Source organism: Acinetobacter sp. YH12231, from assembly GCF_013417755.1.
GTDB classification, from domain to species: domain Bacteria; phylum Pseudomonadota; class Gammaproteobacteria; order Pseudomonadales; family Moraxellaceae; genus Acinetobacter; species Acinetobacter amyesii.
Genome location: NZ_VPDJ01000006.1, coordinates 183826 through 202552, shown reverse-complemented (window position 1 = coordinate 202552; position 18727 = coordinate 183826). Strand labels below are relative to the sequence as shown.

At 43.6% G+C, this 18727-nt stretch carries 16 protein-coding genes and 1 pseudogene; 4 read left to right on the top strand and 13 right to left on the bottom strand.

The window, feature by feature from the left end; all coding sequences use genetic code 11:
- Both FTV11_RS04655 and FTV11_RS04650 read left to right on the top strand, forming a co-directional pair.
- Positions 1–302: pseudogene (locus FTV11_RS04655) on the top strand (RNA-guided endonuclease InsQ/TnpB family protein); the annotation flags it as partial.
- A 35-nt stretch (positions 303–337) separates the two neighbouring features.
- The gene (locus FTV11_RS04650; RefSeq protein ID WP_180005485.1) at positions 338–532 is read left to right on the top strand and encodes a hypothetical protein; all 195 of its coding nucleotides are present in this window, start codon (positions 338–340) and stop codon (positions 530–532) included.
- An 18-nt stretch (positions 533–550) separates the two neighbouring features.
- Here FTV11_RS04650 and FTV11_RS04645 read toward each other — a convergent pair whose 3' ends face one another.
- From FTV11_RS04645 to FTV11_RS04590, 12 genes are all read right to left on the bottom strand, one after another.
- Positions 551–952: a Na+/H+ antiporter subunit G gene (locus tag FTV11_RS04645; protein ID WP_180012110.1), complete on the bottom strand. Its 402-nt coding sequence runs from the start codon at positions 950–952 to the stop codon at positions 551–553.
- A gap of 12 nt (positions 953–964) precedes the next feature.
- Entirely contained in the window at positions 965–1240 is a 276-nt protein-coding gene (locus tag FTV11_RS04640; protein ID WP_078189410.1) for a monovalent cation/H+ antiporter subunit F, read from the bottom strand.
- Positions 1237–1758 carry a Na+/H+ antiporter subunit E gene (locus FTV11_RS04635; RefSeq protein WP_180073470.1) on the bottom strand — a complete coding sequence of 174 codons (522 nt, stop codon included), beginning with the start codon at positions 1756–1758 and terminating at the stop codon, positions 1237–1239. Before FTV11_RS04635 ends, FTV11_RS04640 begins: the two co-directional genes overlap by 4 nt.
- Position 1759: 1 nt before the next feature.
- On the bottom strand, positions 1760–3568 hold the full coding sequence (locus FTV11_RS04630) for a monovalent cation/H+ antiporter subunit D (RefSeq protein WP_180073469.1): 1809 nt from the start codon (positions 3566–3568) through the stop codon (positions 1760–1762).
- The gene (locus tag FTV11_RS04625) at positions 3568–3933 is read right to left on the bottom strand and encodes a Na+/H+ antiporter subunit C (RefSeq protein WP_180073468.1); all 366 of its coding nucleotides are present in this window, start codon (positions 3931–3933) and stop codon (positions 3568–3570) included. The genes FTV11_RS04630 and FTV11_RS04625 overlap by 1 nt, the downstream gene beginning before the upstream one ends.
- A gap of 1 nt (position 3934) precedes the next feature.
- Positions 3935–6775 (bottom strand): monovalent cation/H+ antiporter subunit A, encoded by a 2841-nt coding sequence (locus tag FTV11_RS04620; protein ID WP_180073479.1) that lies wholly within the window; start codon positions 6773–6775, stop codon positions 3935–3937.
- 342 nt (positions 6776–7117) lie between these two features.
- Positions 7118–8521: an AAA family ATPase gene (locus tag FTV11_RS04615; RefSeq protein WP_180026545.1), complete on the bottom strand. Its 1404-nt coding sequence runs from the start codon at positions 8519–8521 to the stop codon at positions 7118–7120.
- A 46-nt stretch (positions 8522–8567) separates the two neighbouring features.
- Entirely contained in the window at positions 8568–10070 is a 1503-nt protein-coding gene (locus tag FTV11_RS04610; protein ID WP_111884125.1) for a UvrD-helicase domain-containing protein, read from the bottom strand.
- An 11-nt stretch (positions 10071–10081) separates the two neighbouring features.
- A complete protein-coding gene (gene hisIE, locus FTV11_RS04605; RefSeq protein WP_180026546.1) occupies positions 10082–10864 on the bottom strand; it encodes a bifunctional phosphoribosyl-AMP cyclohydrolase/phosphoribosyl-ATP diphosphatase HisIE in 783 nt (260 codons plus the stop codon).
- 96 nt (positions 10865–10960) lie between these two features.
- The gene (locus tag FTV11_RS04600) at positions 10961–12262 is read right to left on the bottom strand and encodes an NAD(P)/FAD-dependent oxidoreductase (RefSeq protein WP_180073467.1); all 1302 of its coding nucleotides are present in this window, start codon (positions 12260–12262) and stop codon (positions 10961–10963) included.
- Between the two features lie 102 nt (positions 12263–12364).
- Complete coding sequence (locus tag FTV11_RS04595) at positions 12365–13252, bottom strand: SDR family NAD(P)-dependent oxidoreductase (RefSeq protein WP_180049809.1); 888 nt, start codon at positions 13250–13252, stop codon at positions 12365–12367.
- A 402-nt stretch (positions 13253–13654) separates the two neighbouring features.
- Positions 13655–14932 (bottom strand): O-acetylhomoserine aminocarboxypropyltransferase/cysteine synthase family protein, encoded by a 1278-nt coding sequence (locus FTV11_RS04590; protein WP_078189399.1) that lies wholly within the window; start codon positions 14930–14932, stop codon positions 13655–13657.
- 318 nt (positions 14933–15250) lie between these two features.
- Between FTV11_RS04590 and ettA the strand changes: the two genes are divergently transcribed.
- Complete coding sequence (gene ettA, locus FTV11_RS04585; protein WP_180073466.1) at positions 15251–16912, top strand: energy-dependent translational throttle protein EttA; 1662 nt, start codon at positions 15251–15253, stop codon at positions 16910–16912.
- A 63-nt stretch (positions 16913–16975) separates the two neighbouring features.
- Here ettA and FTV11_RS04580 read toward each other — a convergent pair whose 3' ends face one another.
- Positions 16976–17386, bottom strand: a complete 411-nt coding sequence (locus FTV11_RS04580; RefSeq protein WP_180073465.1) for an SEL1-like repeat protein — start codon at positions 17384–17386, stop codon at positions 16976–16978.
- Between the two features lie 353 nt (positions 17387–17739).
- On the opposite strand from FTV11_RS04580, the gene FTV11_RS04575 reads away from it, so the two are divergent.
- Positions 17740–18705 carry a cation diffusion facilitator family transporter gene (locus FTV11_RS04575; RefSeq protein ID WP_180073464.1) on the top strand — a complete coding sequence of 322 codons (966 nt, stop codon included), beginning with the start codon at positions 17740–17742 and terminating at the stop codon, positions 18703–18705.
- Positions 18706–18727 lie beyond the last annotated feature (22 nt).

Below are 18727 nucleotides of genomic sequence, written 5' to 3'. Positions count from 1 at the left end.
TAAAAACCAAAATGGCAAAATCTGTTTTGGATACAGGATTTTCTGCACTAAAAACAATGCTCAAGTATAAATGCGAGAACGCAGGCGTATTGTTTGAAGAAGTCCAAGAAGCCTATACCACCCAAATTTGTTCGTGCTGCGGTGAGATCACCTCAAGTAGTCCAAAAGGTAAGACAGATCTTGGAATAAGAGAATGGGAGTGCATGAGCTGTGGTACAGCTCATGATTGAGATATAAACTCAGCTCTAAACATTCTTGCGCTTGGGCATAAGCGTCTAGCTGTAGGAATCACCCTCTTTTAAGGGGGTGAGGATGTCAAGAATTGGCGAATCTTGAGATGAGTCAATATCAGCCTAAATGGTCTGATCATTTTCAAAGTAGTTATGAAACAAATATGCTGATTGATTTAGCTGAAAAATATGGTTTAAAAACGACGCCATATAACCAAAAGCGTTTGCAATATATGGCTCAAAGTAGCGTATTTGAAAAAATGTGGATGCGAATCAAAGAATTTTTTAGCTCGAAGACATAAACAAAACTGGATCTGGAATTAATCCAGATCTTCCGGTTTTGAATGGATTTTAGAGTGAAAGGCACGGCGCCGAGTTCGTTGCCAAGGAAGAGGGCGATTGAGCGCTTCTGGTGCATCACCACTCATCGAGCGCAGTCGTAAATGTAATGCCGCTTGTGCCATGAGGTTTGCAGAAACCGGTGCGGTGATAAAGGCAAAGAGCGTGATTAGGATTTCTGCAAAACCAAAACGACCTTGAAATGCTGCATAAATAATTGCAGCAATTAGAAAACTTCCTAAGCCTAAGGTGCTCGATTTGGTCGGTGCGTGCAGACGCATAAATAAGTCGGGTAGGCGAACCATGCCAATACCGCCGACCAACATGAAAAAAGCGCCAATAACCAAAAAAATCGAGACCAAAATTTCCATGACTAATTGCATATTAATGGACTCCTAGTCGATCACGTGGCCAGTGGTGAAATAGCGTGCTAAAGCGGCTGTAGACACAAACCCAAGCATGGCAACCAATAATGCCCCCTCAAACATCGATGTACTTGCCCAATAAATACCTAAAATGACAATTAAACAGGTGGCATTTAAAAATAAGGTATCTAAAGCAAGTAGTCGGTCTACGATTGAGGGTCCCATCACTAAGCGGATGAGGCACAGTAACATCGAGATCGTCACCGCAACTAAACAGATGCCAAGCGCATACGGTAAAATTGTCATGTGGATTCTCCTGTATCAGCGCCAAAAATGAGGATGAGAGGGCGTTCATAGCGCTCTTTAATGGTTTGAATTTCCGCTTCAGGGTCATCCGTGCTCAGCGCATGGACCAAAATATCACCACGGTCTTGGTCAATCCCAGCAGACACTGTACCGGGTGTGGTGGTGATGATCATCGCAAGTAAAGAATTGACTTCCTCATGCTGTGTATCGAGAGGAACACGGAACCATTTCGGGTGCAGTTTATGTGTTGGCCCAAGGACTAATTTTGCAACATGGATATTACTGACAATAATATCCCACAGCACCACAAAGAATAATTTACATGCTACCAGCCAGTTGATATTCGGCGTTCGGTCAATAAAAGGGCGAACCAATCGTGGAATAACAATGGCTAAAACCAAGGCCATGCAGAGTGTGGCCGCATCTAGACTGTGCGCTAACATCACCCAGCTCAGACCAACCATGACTGATACCAATGGATGCGGAAACCAGCGATTTAATACAGATGTTTTCGCCATGTTAAGGTGCCTCCATCGGTTTTAGTTGGGTCTCTTCAGGTAGTTTTTCTTCTTGTTGCTGTCCTTGAATTTGGCGTTGCTTATACTCAGAAATATGCTCGCCATGTAGAGTTTCAGGTGCAATCAATGCAGGAATGAGGTGTGCATTTGGATCGGCTGATTCACCACCATATTTAGTTTCAGGTAAATTTTCAGGATCATAAGGTTGAACACTGATGATTTGACCTTTTTCATCCTTTTTTAGCAGCAATGATTCATATAATGGATTGTCTTGAATTTGCTGCGCAGTTTTGTAGGTATAGTCATAGATCGGTGCAGCAAAAACCATATATCCCACAAGCGCTGTTAACAGCAGATAAATGGTTTTGTCATTACGAAGCGGAGCCTTATTCGGCAAAGCCTGATAACGTTGATATTCTTCAGTATCAATATCATCTTCTGGGCGAGATGAACGCCAGAAAAGCACAAAACCAACTCGAGTGAATGCGATAATACTGAGTAAACTCACCAACAATACGATCAAAATAATCATAATTTGGTAAGGTGAATTGGCCGTTGCTTGCAAGAGAAATACTTTACCCAAAAATCCACTAAATGGCGGTAGACCAGCCATCATCAACGCAATGATGAAATAGCAAACAGCAACGGTATTATGCTGTTTCATACGGGGCGCAATTTTAAAATGATCTTTAAATTCGCCACGTTGTGAGGTAATCCAACCCGAGAGAATATAAAAAGCTGCACCAATGATGGTACTGTGAATCAGGTAGTAAAGCCCCGCAGCCCATGCATCCGTATTAAAGAGTGAAATCGCAACCAATATTGTCCCGATAGAAGACAAAATCATAAAACCGACAAAACGACGTAAACGATCGGTTCCGATAGCACCATAAGCACCATAGAGCGAGGTTACTAAGCCAATCGGTAACAGCCACTGTTGTAAGATTTCACGGCTAATCCCATCGTCAAACACAGTACCATTGACACGGAGAATGGCATAGATGCCGACCTTGGTCATAATGGTGAACAAGGCTGCGACAGGCGTGGTTGCCACAGCATAGGTCTTTGGTAACCAGAACCCTACAGGCAGCATTGCAGCTTTGATGCCAAAGACGGTAAACAGTAACAATGCACCAGCCACTGCGATACGATGTTGATCCGCTTCAAGCAAAGGCATAAGTAGTGCAACATCAGCCATATTTAAGCTACCTACACTGCCGTAAATCATCCCGAGTCCAATCAGGAAAAGGCCAGAGGCAAATAGGTTAATGGTGACGTAATGAATACCAAGCTGAAAACGTGCTTTGCCTTGACCATGTAAGAGCAAAACATATGATGCCATCAACAGGATTTCAAAGAACACAAACAGGTTAAATAAATCGCCTGTCAGGAACGCACCACACAAACCCATCAGTAAGAAATGGCACATGGCATGGAAATAACGACCACGTTCGTCCCATTCTTTGCTAGCAAACCACATCACTGGCACAGCAAGTCCATAGGTTAGCACCAACATGAAAGCAGAGAGTCGATCTAAGACTAAAACGATGCCGAATGGTGCGGCCCATTCACTCAAGTTATAAACCAAAACTTGACCAGAGCTGGCAATCATCAAATAACTGATGGATGTGATCAGTCCGAGGATACCAGAGACATAACTGATTCCGCGACGCCAAGGTTGTCGCCAGTCATGCGCCAACGAGCCAGAACCGGGGTTGCCCAGCAGGACTAAAATAAATGCAGTAATTGCAGGAATTAAAATACTGAAAATCGGGCTATGCGTAGTCCAAAATTGGATGAAGTCATGCATTATGGCTCATCCTCCCGCGGGTCAATTTGCGGTATTTCTTCTTTGGAGTCCACATGATCTGTTCCAGTTTCATAGCGGCTACGCAGAGCCAATTGTACGATAAAGGCAGTGGTCGCAAAGCCAATCACAATGGCTGTCAGGACCAAGGCTTGCGGTAAAGGGTCGGTCGCTTTGATGGTTTCAGTTAACACGGCAGGTGCGTTGACATGAATACGCCCCATGACAAATAAAAATAAGTTCACGGCATAGCCAATCATGGCTAAACCCAGTACGACAGGAAAGGTACGTGCCCGCAAAATCAGGTAGACCCCTGTTGCAGTCAGTAAGCCAATGGCTGAAGCGAGTAAAAATTCTAAACTAATCATCTTATTCGCCTCTTGGAACTGGACCAGACATACTCGAGTGACGCGAGTCGCCTAAGACGGAAATCATTAACATCGTCGCGCCCACAACGGTGATGTAGACACCTGTGTCGAAGAGGGCAGCGGAGGCAAGGTGCATTTCACCTAAAATGGGTGGCGATACATAGATATGAGCACTGGTCAGGAATGGACGCCCCCATAGCCAAGCCGCGATACCTGTCAGCCCCGCAATGGTTAAACCAATACCAATCCAAACTTCATATAAGCGACCTGATTTTGCACCAATCAGTTGTTCAGCACGGTCTTGGCCGAGCGCAATATATTGAATCACTAAGGCTAAAGAGGTAATTAAGCCTGCAATAAAGCCACCGCCTGGTAAATTATGACCCCGTAGGAAAATATATAAGCTGATGACGAGTGCTAAAGGCAAAATCCATGATGATGTAATACGGAACATCAGTGGTGACGGATTAAAACGATAGGTCAGACCTTGCGTAATGGTGGTACCATGAGCACGCATACCATCCATCATGCACAGCGTACCAATTGCGGCAATTCCCAGTACGGTAATTTCACCAAAGGTATCGAAGCCACGGAAGTCGACCAAGATCACGTTGACCACATTGGTACCACCACCAAGTGGGATGGATTGCTGCATAAAGAACCATGAGATGGAATTATGATCGCGGGTCATGATCAGCCATGAAATCCATGCGATCCCTAAACCTGCAATAATCGCAATTATTGCATCTCGCCAACGACGAGACACACTCGACTCATAAGGTGTGAGCTGTGGTAATAATGATAAGCTCATGAGTAAGAGCACGGTGGTCACCACGTCAACAGTAATCTGCGTGAGCGCCAAATCTGGAGCGGAGAAACAGATAAACACCATAGTCACAACCAGACCGACTGCACCACTGATGAGGACGGCTTTAATCCGTTCATGGTGGAACCAAAGCATCATCCAACATGCAGAGAATAATAATAGCCACAGAACGATTGCGATGATTGGTGCATGTATCAGTTCACGGCTGCCTGTGCCGATACCTTGCAGCCAAAATGGAACAATGACGATGGCTACACTAAAGATTAAAATCCACAATAAATAGCTTTGTAATTTGCCATTTTCAGTAAAGCGACGGAACTTTCTTGAGCTGAGTAAAAGATGCTTTAAAAATAAGTCGAACAGGATTTTGCCTTGCAAACGGCCCAAAAGAGGATCCAAATCGATCCGGCGTAATTTGCCGCCCTTTGCCAATGCGAAGTAGAAAATTAAACCACCCAATAGTGCTATTACACTCATCAAAAGCGGTGCATTTAAACCATGCCAAATCGCTAAATGTGTACCTTCAAACGCAGGGTTTTGAATACTCGCACGTGCTGTGCTGTTGACTATATGCTCAACCAATAGGGCGGGGAATAATCCAACTAAAATACATAAAGCAGCCAGTAAGGTTGCTGGTGCGCGCATACCAAAAGGTGGTTCATGTGCTTCTTTATTGGGAACTTCTTTCCCCAGTGGACCATCAAAAAATACCCCATGAACCAAACGTACTGAGTACGCGACAGCAAAGATACCGGCAAAAGTAGCGATGATAGCCGACACGATCATCACTGGCCCAGTCAGGTTGGCCAAAAGTTCAGTAAAGAACATCTCTTTAGAAAGGAAACCATTGGTTAATGGTACACCTGCCATAGAGGCCGCAGTGATCATGGTCAGCGTTGCTGTAAACGGAAGTAATTGCCATAAACCAGAGAGTTTTCGTAAATCACGTGTACCTGATTCGTGGTCAATAATCCCCGCGATCATAAATAGGGCTGCTTTGAAGGTTGCATGGTTAATGATATGGAAAATAGCAGCGGCAACTGCGAGGGGAGAACCGATCCCGAGTAAACAAACGATCAGACCTAAATGGCTGATGGTGGAATAGGCCAACAGCCCTTTTAAATCTTCTTTGAAAATGGCAAAGAAGGCCGCCATACATAAGGTAAACAAACCAATAAAGGTGACCAAGTTGTGATACAACACCGCGCCTGCAAAGATTGGCAATAAGCGTGCAAGCAAGAAAATTCCGGCTTTCACCATCGTGGCAGAGTGTAGATAAGCCGAGACGGGGGTCGGTGCCGCCATGGCATTTGGCAACCAAAAATGGAAAGGGAACTGCGCACTTTTGGTAAATGCCCCCATTAAAATTAATAGGAGTGTGGGCACAAAAAGTGGATGCTGCTGAATTTGGCTACTCATCGTCAGGATTTGGTCAATCTGATAGGTGCCCGTGATTTGCGCCAACAGAACAAAACCACCCAACATACATAGACCACCCATGCCTGTAATGGTCAAAGCCATTCGAGAGCCACGCTGAGCTGCGTCGTAATTGCTCCAATAACCGACCAAAAGGAATGATGAAATACTGGTGAGTTCCCAGAAAATGAGTAATAAAATTAAATTATTAGACAATGAAATGCCGAGCATGGCAGCCATGAACAGCATCAATAAAACATACAGTTTACTGAGCGAGTTCTTTGGACTTAAATAATAGTAGGCATAGATATAAATTAAGGTGCCGATCCCGGTAATGAGCAGGGAAAACAATAAGCCCAGTGCATCGAGACGGAAACTGAAATCTATGCCAACTTGAGTGAGCCACGGCCAAGTTTGAATGATGGTTTTGCCATTAAAGACATCTTGAGCCTGACTCAATAATAAAACTAAACTGCTGAGGCTGACGCCAATCGCCCCTAAAGCTGTTACCCCGCGAGAGAATTGCTTCAACCACGAGACAAGTGTTGTGCCTAGTATTAACGGTAACAATATAATAATCGGTAGCACACTCGTATCCATTGTCATGATTAGGCGGTGAAACCTAGGTGTATTTCATCTTTCAAGGATTACAGGACAGCAAAGAGCAGTCCAAAAATTCAATCTTGAAAGCCGTGTGTGTCAAAAAAATTAAAAACAAGCTGTGTTGCGCAACTCGTAAAGCGATAGCAATTTCCGATGTTACTATGAAAATTGCAAATAAAACCGATCATATTACATGCGTAAAACAACATCAATCTTTTTTATGAACCACTTACACATTATACGCCTGACGAAACTGTCTAGACATCTATTGCGGCCTTGTTGCTGAATATTTAAACATCGAGGCTATGGATTACGCTCACTTAATCAGCCTCAGTTTTTTTAACTTAGCGGTTGGATCGTAACGTCCTGATCACCCCGCTGTGATAAAGCCCTAACCAATTCTTGTTGCTGTTGCTCGGTCAGTTGCGTCTGGATTAATTGCAACATGTGCTGGATCGTATCTGGGCTGTTCAGTGGCTCATTTAATTCAGTCTCTTCAGTTTTGGCTGGAAGCGATACCTTTGATCCGAGTTGCAACTGCTGATAAATCTGATCATAAGTTTCTTGTAGTTTTTCAGGCTGAATCTCACTGAGCTTTTTATTCTGTAGTTGTAAGCACTGAAAACGAGAAGCCTGTTCCAGCAGTTCAGGACGGTTGCCGCTGGCAATGATTTGGAGTCGTGGAAACGCTTGATTTAAACGGGTCAAAATCACTTGAGTCATGTTTTGATCGAGTTGGTGGTCTATGGCGTCGATCAATAAAATGCCGTCACCTTCTTGGCACGGATATAAGCTATGAGGATTGAGTAGACAGAGGCGACGCACAATATCACCAATTAAGGCCACAAGGTTGCGCACACTATTCGACAACTGTTGAAACAACATGTCTTTGCCTTGATAGCAGACCATTAACTGTAATTTGGGGTGATATTGCAGATAAATATTGGTCACATCGGGCAACACGGTCTCTAAAGCTTGTTTTAATGATCTGAGTGACGGCGCGTGTAGATCGGCCTGAGCTTGCGCCAGTTTTTGTCCAAAAAGTGGCGTGTCAGATGTGTTGGATGCGTCAGTTGGGTTTTTTGGATGTAATAAATTTTGAATTAATTCGGCACTTTGTGCATTTTCGATGTCGGATATTTCACGAAACCACTCAAAAAAACGAATAAACGTGGTAAAGGGAATGGCCGAGATTTCATAGGCATGTGAAGGCTGAAAAATAGCAGGATTGTTTTTATTGAGAATATTTACGTCGTTGACGAAGCGTTCAGCAGGGTAATAGGCAATGAGTGGCAACCCTTGTAACGGATCAGCTTTGAGGGCTTTTTGATATAGTGCAACCATGGATTCTAATTGCTGTGTTTCGGCCTTACTGAGGCCGACACCTTGACTGTTTAAAGTTTTATACAATTGCCATGAACAACATTGCGGGTCTTGGTCTTGTTGATCACTTGAGAGCTGAAATGCGCCAATGTCTTCGGGAAAACTGACCTGAATATCAAGTTTCGACTGTAAGCGATTTAACATGATGTCTTGATCGAGCATCACCACGCCTGCAGTACGCAAATCTTTATAGCGTGCAGCAAACCAAGTGAGGGCCTGATAACTAAAGCGCAGTAGGGAGGTTTTTCCGGAGCTTTGATCACCCAAGATTAAGGTAATCGGCAGATCGTGATAATTAAAATTGAGGGTGATATCAGTAAAATGAAGGGTGTGCTTGAGTTGAATCGATTGTATTTTCATGGTGCACCTTTTACTGATTTATTGTTTATTCACCTTTGTCATCATACTAGCTGACCGCCTGTGCCAAAGATTTGGGCATTTGACGTTTTAAATGCTGCATCAAGTCATAAATATGATGGATATTTAAACTTACTTTAGCACGTGTGCAGGCCACGTAAAGTAACCGTAACTCTTCGTCACTAATTTTATAATCTTTATCGTTGAGCTTAAATTGGTAGTCATCTTCAATATGCACTCGATCCCATTCTAAACCTTTGGCTTTATGGGCGGTCGAGATGATGTAGTCGGCTTGATCTATCGGGGTGATTTTCGCCAGTGCCTTTTTCAGCGGGTCAGTACCGTGGTCATCGACCAACTTCACTAGCGGTTTAATATCGCTGCCGTCATTGGTTTCACAATATTCATGCACATCATGCCATGAGTTAAACCACGCAAGCTCTGGGACATCGACTACGCGCTTGCCTTGCTTGAGCATGGCTGCAGCATCGACAAAACGATTGAGTCGCGCATGATCTGCTTGCAGGCTAACTTTTTCGCCCTTAACCAAACCCGCCAATAACAGTTCCATCGCACGTGCATTGGTACGACATAAAATGGCATCGCGCATCTTGGTATGTGGTTTATTGACCACTTTAGAGTTGAGCTGCGGATTACCCAATAAAGGCACGGTTTCGTTCAATGCGCCCAGTAGAGCATTGGCGTTCAAGGCAATTTCTTCACCAAAACGGAAAGACGTAGTCAAACGGGATTCGGGTAAAGGGAGTTGCTGCATGGCATTGACTGCGCCACGCCATGCATAAATTTGTTGATGCGCATCGCCAACATAGATGACTTGAGTATTCCGCTGTTTCAGTAAAATCCCTAGCATTAGCGGGTCAGCATCTTGAGCTTCATCGAACAGCACATAATCCGCAGGAATATTCGGTTCAGACAAAGCCCAAAGTTTTAAATAAATATCGTGTCCAATCCCTGCTGCATGGTTCGGATCAATCGACTCTAACCAACGACGTTCAATGGCAGGATACAAATGCTTTTGTAAGCTTTCGATATCGTCCGGATGCAGCCAACTCGGTGCTTGTAGATGTCGTGGGGCAGGGTACTGTGAACTGGTCGAACAGAAATAACTGACAGCGTTTGCTACCAGACTCGCCAAGCGCGAAGGCATGAGTACATATTTTTCATAACGACCGCCCATCATACGGCGTAGGGTGATCGGTTCTAGTCGATATTCTTTGGCAATAAAACTCGGACTTAAACGTGGTAGACGCAGTTTGTCAGTCACTCCACGTGGAACACTACGATAGGCCAATGAGTGAAAGGTTCGACAGTCGACATTTTGATGAAAACGATTCTGTGCTTCGGTGGCAATGGCTTTGTTAAATGCCAAGTACATGCCACGCCGCTGAGGCATGGCATCACTGATCATTTGGAGTGTAGTGGTTTTACCTGTGCCAGCATAGGCAATCACTTTAAATGATTTGCCAAGACGTGCGTTATCTATGGCAGTGGCCTGCTCATAGGTCGCGGTCGGTTTTTTAAGATCTGGCACGGTTGAGACTTTTAGTGCTGACGGTTGGCTTTTTCAACCAAACCCGAAAGGCCTTGACGACGAGCGAGTTCGTTGAGTACCAATTGAGGATCAATATCGAAATAACCTAGCATTACAATGGTATGGAACCAAAGATCTGCCACTTCGTAAATCAAATCGTTTTTGTTGTCTTCATTGGCTTCGATTTTAAAATCTTTAGCGGCAATGATGGTTTCAACGCTTTCTTCACCGATTTTTTCTAAAATTTTGTTGAGGCCTTTATGGTAAAGCTTCGCCACATAAGAGGACTCAGGATCAGCTTGTTTGCGTTCAGCCATCATTTTACCTAAGTAGTCGAGTACTTCGACTTGCTCAGATTGCGCATTGGATGCATTCATCGCAAGGGTATGCGGATTTGCTGATTTTACACCATAAATTGCAGCAGGATCTTTCAATTGCGCATCGACAATTTCCCAGCCATTGGCAGTAAGCTTGCGGTAGAAGCATGACTCACGGCCGGTATGGCAGGCAATGCCGCCATGCTGTTCAATTTGTAGCACAATCACGTCAGCATCACAGTCCAAACGGATTTCATGTACGGTTTGGAAATGGCCAGATTCTTCACCTTTATGCCATAGCTTATTGCGTGAACGTGAAAAGTACACCGCTTGATTTTTTTCTGCAGTTTGCGCCAACGCTTCACGGTTCATCCATGCCACCATCAATACGCGCCCGCTTTGATGATGCTGTGCAATAGCAGGCACTAAGCCTTGTTCGTTAAATTTTACTTCATCGAGCCATTGCAGGTTGTTCATGAGGATTTCACCAATTCAAAAATCAAAAAATAAATGCCGCAGCATTTGAGCAGCACTATAGTGTAAGCCATCAAGAGAATGATGGGGAGTTAATTCTTAATCAAATTTTAAATTGCGCAGTTCAGCCGCAGAATCATCTGCAGGCTTTCGGGCAATGTCAGCATAATTCATTTGCCCAAATGCACCCGTTTTTAAGCCGGAAATCGTAATCGCCATTTCTTTGCGGAAAAACGGCAGCTGATACATAGCACGAAATGAAAAATCACGGAGCGGTGCTGTCCAGCGATGATGTGATTGATAAAAAGGAGTCAGCAAGCGACTAAAAAATTGGTAAAATCGCACGGAGGACAACCGTAGCTGATGATACTCCTGCCAGAGGTTTTGCAGTGAGGAGTCCTGTTGATATTGAAGCAGAGCTTGACTGATGGCCCATGCATCGAGCAAAGCCATGTTGGCGCCTTGTCCAAGCTGTGGACTCATGGCATGAGCAGCATCGCCTAATATGCCGATACGACCTTCACCAAGTTTGCTCAGCACCACATCACGATAATTGGCAGATAGCCATTGCTGCGGATCATCTGGATGTGGAATCACATGCGCTAACCATTCTGCAACACTCGGCCAGCGTTTTGAAACTTCAAGCAACCATTGCTGCTGTGCGTTCTTTGTTTTTAAGAATCCCTCTAAATCTTCTGTAGGTAGACTCCAGAAAATGCTCGAAAGGCGCTGTTCAGGCTGTGTTGGAATTGCTCCCGTTGGCATCACACCCATCATGATATTGGAACGGTCATAGAACTGATGCAAGATCTGCGGATTGAGTACTTCGCATTCAGGCACGATGATCCACTTCGCCCCCCAAGGATAAGCTTGGTTGAGCTTTTCCCACGCTTTAGGACGTAAATGGCTGCGTGCACCATTGGCAATCAGCACGAGATCAAACTGACGTTGAAAAGATTGATCTGCGGACTGCCCAATTACGTTTATACCCTCACTGGATTCTTGAAGTTCATGCACTTCATGCGCCATGCACCATTCAACGTGTTGAGGATATTCACGGACTTTGGATGCGAGGACATGACAGAGTGTGGCACGGTGAATGCCGAGCCCATATGAACGGTCATCGGCTTGACGATAATGACTGTTTATCAGCAAGTCGCCGCCAGCCAGTTGACCTTCAAGACCAGTTACCACAGCGCCAAGGTTTAAGGCATGCTCCAAAATGCCTAAATGTTCGAAAACTGCCAGTCCGGCAGGTTGTAATAATAATCCTGCACCCACAGGTTCAAGTTGTGAGACTTTTTCATATAAGCAGATCTGATGGCCTTGAGCAGCAAGCATTGCTGCAGCAGCTAATCCTGCTGTACCTGCACCGATGATGGCAATATTTTGAGTTTTCATTGTTATAAAAGTTGATTTTATCTCACCCCAATGTAGCAAAGTTGTCGTATAAAACCCAATAAAAAAGCCCTCATAAGGGCTTTTTTAGGGATGCATCAGGTCTTACCAATGTTCACCAGGGAATAGGCGAGCATATGCTTTTTGTACCCAATTGAGTTTTTCTTGTTTACCAATAGACGCTGAAGAACTTGGGAACAGGTTATAACCAATCGACATGAGTTTGTTATTAATGTCAGGAGCAATGGAGTAAGTGATCGAAGCCAAACGGCCCAAATTGGTCGCCACTTTCTTCGGACGTTTCACGATGGCAAATGCAATCAGGTCAGTCGCTTGTTCTGGAGAAAGCGTTGGAACGTATTTATAAATTTTGGTTGGAGCGATCATTGGCGTGCGCACCAATGGCATGTAGACCGACGTGATGGCAATATTATGCGAGTGAACTTCAGCGCTCAGGCAACGGCTAAAAGCATCTAATGCGGCTTTAGACGCAACATAGGCAGAGAAGCGTGTTGCATTGGCCAATACACCAATCGAACTGATGTTGATGATATGACCTTCACGACGAATCATCATTTTCGGCAGTAAATTCATCACCAAACGTACCGCGCCAAAATAGTTCAACTGCATAGTACGTTCAAAATCATGGAAACGATCGGTTGATTCATGTACGGCACGACGAATAGAACGGCCAGCGTTATTAATTAAGATATCAATATGATCGACGGAAGCGAGGATTTGTTGTGCCACAGCATCAATGGAGTCCATATCATTGAGGTCACATGGGAAAACATCGGCTTTACCGCCAGTGGCTTCAATTTCAGCTTTTACGGCATCAAGAGTTTCTTTGGTACGTGCAACCAGTAGAACATGTGCGCCTGCGTTGGCAAGGCGATGCGCTGTGGTTAAACCGATACCACTTGATGCACCGGTGATTAAAATGGTCTTACCGTTGACACGGTCAACGAAACGTTTCTCAAGTCTTGAATTCACGATGAGGTTCCCTGTTAAATCAGTTTTATTGTATTCATTTATCGGCCCGACAACGTTATGTGCAGGGCTGTTTTAAGTCAGCGGTATGATAGCGTTTTATTCAAAAAAAGCCATATGATAAGTAATTGATAATAAAATAATATTTAGAGTTTTTACTCTAAATTAAAATCCCTATTTACTCAATTTTTAACACATAAATATGTGAAAGAGAAGTGCTTTTAGCAACATCGTTGCAACGCAAAAAAAGTCGATTTTCAAGATAAATAAAATTGTAAATAAATATAGAAGCAGGGCCATAGATGCCCAAAGTTGGAAGGCGGATTATGTGGGAGTGGTTATTTAAATGAAATGGAAATAAAAACAGGCCTTAAAAATAAGACCTGTGGATTGTGCAATTATGGTTTAAACAGCAGCTAAGGCTTGCTCTAAGTCTGCAATCAAGTCATCCGCATGTTCGATCCCAATCGATAAACGAACCATATCAATGCTGACCCCCGCTGCTTTGAGTTCATCTTCATTGAGCTGACGATGTGTCGTGGTCGCGGGATGGCAGGCTAAACTTTTGGCATCACCAATATTCACCAGGCGAGTAAACAACTGCAAGGCATCGATGAAACGTGTGCCACCTGCAAGGCCATCTTGAACGCCGAATGAAAGAATCGCAGATGGTTTGCCTTTGACATATTTTTGCGCCAAAGCATGTTGTGGGTGGTCTTTTAAGCCAGCGTAGTTGACCCATTTTACTTTTGGATGCGCTTGTAAATATTCAGCCACTTTTTGCGCATTTTCGGTATGACGTTCCATGCGCAGGCTTAAGGTTTCCAAACCTTGTAAGATCAAAAACACATTGTGTGGGCTGATCGCAGCGCCTGTATTACGTAGTGGTACCACGCGCGCACGGGCAATGTAGGCGGCTTCACCTAAAGCTTCGACATAATTCACCCCGTGGTAGCTTGGATCAGGGGTATTGAGTGATTTAAAGCGTTCAGGGTATTTGCCCCATGGGAACTTGCCGCTGTCGACGATGATGCCGCCGATCGAATTACCATGACCGCCAATATATTTTGTGAGTGAATGCACCACAATGTCGGCACCAAATTCAAAAGATTTTTGCAGGACAGGGGTGGCCACAGTATTGTCCACCACCACAGGTATGCCATATTCATGCGCAATTTTCGAAATTGCTTCGAGGTCAATAATATTGCCCAATGGGTTACCAATAGATTCGACAAAGACCAGCTTGGTTTTGTCATCGATGAGGCTACGCAGCGCTTCAGGGTTCTGATAATCAAAGAAGCGAACTTCAATGCCTTGTTTCGGCAGAGTGTGGGCAAACAGGTTATATGTGCCGCCGTACAGGGTCGAAACTGAAGCGATATTGTCGCCTGCTTCAGCAATGGTTTGAATCGCATATGTAATGGCCGCCATACCTGATGCCAACGCCAGTGCGCCTATACCGCCTTCGAGTGCTGCAACACGCTGTTCAAGTACCGCCGTGGTTGGATTCATAATGCGGGTATAAATATTACCCTGAACTTTTAAGTCAAATAAATCAGCACCATGCTGTGTGTTATCAAAGGAATATGAAGTGGTTTGATAAATTGGCACCGCAACCGCTTTGGTGGTTGGCTCCGGTGTATACCCCGCGTGAATTGCTAAAGTTTCGTCTTTATATGTCATGATTACTTCATCTAAGTGAGCTAGTTTTTAAACAGTCTATCATTTTTATATATGAATAAAAGTGCTTTATTTCTAAAATTAATATCATAATTATTCATATTGTTGAAAAATTTTCAGCTAAAGATGAGCGAAATCATGCTTAAAAACGCATGTTTAAATTTTGTTCGCCATTAAACTTGTAACAATGCATTGAAGGCGTGTGCGAAACCTTATTTTTTCACGACTTTATGCGTATAATAGCCGATTATTTTTTCGCTCAATTGAGCAGGGGCAACTTTGTGTTGTTCCGTATATGTTTTGACTATTGAGGAGTCCTAAGTGGCCCAATATATTTACACGATGAACCGTGTGTCGAAGATGGTTCCGCCTAAGCGCGAAATCCTGAAAGACATCTCTTTATCATTTTTCCCAGGCGCAAAAATTGGTGTGCTTGGTCTAAACGGTGCAGGTAAATCTACCTTGCTTCGTATTATGGCGGGCGTAGATAAAGATTTCTCAGGTGAAGCACGTGCTCAACCGGGTATCAAAATTGGTTACCTTGAACAAGAGCCGCCATTGGATGAAAGCAAAGACGTTCGTGGTAACGTTGAAGACGGTTTACGTGAACCGTTGGATGCTTTGGCGCGTCTTGATGAAGTGTTTGCAGAATATGCAGCAGAAGATGCTGACTTTGATGCACTTGCAAAAGAACAAGAGAAGTTAGAAGCAATTATCCATTCATGGGATGCACATAACATTGTCAACCAAATGGATCAGGCTGCTGCTGCGTTGAACCTTCCAGCTTGGGATGCAGATGTATCTAAGTTGTCTGGTGGTGAGCGCCGTCGTGTTGCACTTTGCCGTTTGTTATTGTCTAAACCAGACATGCTGCTTCTAGACGAACCGACGAACCATTTGGATGCTTCATCAGTCTCTTGGTTAGAACGTTTCTTGAAAGACTTCCCAGGCACCATCGTTGCGATTACCCATGACCGTTACTTCTTGGATAACGTGGCAGAGTGGATTCTTGAGCTTGACCGCGGCATGGGTATTCCATACCAAGGCAACTATTCTTCTTGGTTAGAGCAGAAAAATGCTCGTTTAGAGCAAGAACAGAAGCAAGAAGAATCTTTTGCTAAAGCATTGAAAAAAGAGCTTGAATGGGTTCGTTCAAATGCTAAAGGTCAGCAAAAGAAAAACAAAGCGCGTATGGAGCGTTTTGAAGAGCTTAACTCACGCGAATTCCAACAGCGTAATGAAACGTCTGAAATCTACATTCCACCTGGTCCACGTCTAGGCAACAAGGTTGTAGAAGTTGAAGGCATCAGCAAATCGTTTGGTGATCGTACGCTTTATAAAGACTTATCATTCGTTGTACCACCTTGTGCCATTGTGGGTATCGTGGGTGAGAACGGTGCGGGTAAAACCACATTGTTCCGTATGATGACAGGCGAACAACAACCAGATACAGGTACAGTTACACTGGGTGAGTCTGTTAAAGTGGCTTATGTTGGTCAGATTCGTGACACCTTAGATGACAACAAAACTGTTTGGGAAGAAGTTTCTGGCGGTTTAGATATCTTGAAAATTGGTGAATACGAAATCGCATCTCGTGCGTATATCGGTCGCTTTAACTTCAAAGGTCAAGATCAGCAAAAACGTGTAGGTCAATTGTCAGGTGGTGAACGTAACCGTTTACAACTTGCGAAAATCCTGCAAATGGGTGCAAACGTCATCTTACTCGATGAACCGTCAAACGACTTGGATATTGAAACTTTACGTGCGCTTGAAGATGCCATTCTGGTATTCCCAGGTACTGTCATGGTGATCTCGCATGACCGTTGGTTCCTCGACCGTATTGCAACGCACATTTTGTCATTTGAAGGTGAAACCCCTGAATTCTTCACAGGTAACTACCATGAGTTTGAAGAATATCGTCGTAAACGTGATGGTGATGACCTTGTTGCAAAGCGTCAAAAATACCGCAAAATTGGTAACTAAGTTCCAGTTTTAAAATAAAAAACCAGCCTGCGGGCTGGTTTTTTATTACTTAGGATGCAATGACTATACGACAATGTCTTCATAGGCATGATGTAAGACGTAGTCTGCATGTTCATGGCCTTGTGCAGCGGCTTTACTGAGCCAAAGTTCTGCAAGTTCATAATTACGGTCCAAGCCGAGTTCTCCACGTAAATAACCGAGACCTAAGCGATATTGGGCATCTTTATGACCTTTTAATGCGGCACTTAAAAAATTCCACATAGCATTGCGATAGTCAGTAGGGGATTGGTCTGCTAAATCCATAGTATGGTGACTGAGAAAGTCTTGATGGTGTTGAGCCGCAAGAATTTCAAAATAAGTCCCTTGGGCGTAATCACCTTCGGCTTCTGGAATCGAAAGATGCATTCCTTGCAACTTTGGATTCATCTGTTGTGACAACAGTGCATAGATTTTTTTCAGAGCTTGTATCATCATTGTTAAACTCCTTGTTTCTAAATATAACCACTTGATTAATAAAAATATTAACAGTAGCCATTCGTGCGCTGCGATGAATGATTTAATTGTTTTAAACAGATCACACTTAAGATGAAAATTAGCATGCTTGTCATGATATGTGAATAGGTATTAAAAAAATATTTATAAGTAATTTCAGTTATCTAGATCGAGAAAATTAATTTGAATAAACTGAAAGAGGATGCTGAAAAAGCAGTTTTTAAGCTTGAAAGTAAAACGTAATACTGAAGGTTGAATGATGTAATTTTATTACGTTTACTGCACCTGTTAAGCTCAAGGCTGAAGAACATATAATTTATAAAGGTCAGAAAATAATGAGTGAGCATTATGGGCATGACCACAGCCATGCCGTTGTCACAGAAGGGAATGTCAAAAAATTAAGTTTTGCTTTAGCACTGACCACGACGTTTTTGATTATTGAAGTCATTGCTGGATTTATGACGCAAAGTTTGGCGCTATTGTCAGATGCGGCACATATGTTCACCGATGCTGCAGCCCTTGCCATAGCATTGGTCGCGATCAAAATTGGCAAGCTTCCTGCTGACAATAAACGCACCTTTGGCTATCAGCGTTTTGAGATTTTGGCTGCCTTGTTTAATGCCTTGATGCTATTTGTGGTTGCGATTTATATTTTGTATGAGGCCTATCAGCGCTTTTCAACGCCGCCAGAAATTCAAAGCATGGGCATGATGATTGTGGCGGTTATTGGTTTGATCATTAATTTAATCTCGATGCGTATTTTATTTTCCAGTTCGCAAGAAAGCTTGAATGTGAAAGGAGCATATCTAGAGGTGTTGAGTGATGCCTTAGGTTCGGTGGGTGTGATTATTGGCGCGGCGATTATTTATTTTACGGGCTGGATGTGGGTCGATACCCTTATAGCGGTGCTCATTGGTTTTTGGGTCTTACCAAGGACTTGGATTTTATTAAAACAAAGTATCAATATTTTATTGGAAGGCGTGCCTGAAGAAATCGACATAGAAAAGTTACGCAATGATTTATTGGCACTCAAAGGGGTGGAGAGCATTCACCAGTTAAAGGTCTGGGCAATAACGTCAAAGAATGTGCATTTGACGGTTCATCTCTTTGCACCTGAAGCCGATCGTAATGCCTTGTATTTTGAGGCGATTGAAATGTTGCAACATGAGCACGGAATCACAGAGATGACATTACAAATCGAAGAAGATGAATGTGTGGTGCACCAACACACCCAAAAGTCTGATCATGAACATCATCAAGATGATCATGCGCATTCTCATGATGAATCACATCAGCACTAATGCTGATGTGATTTAAATGGCT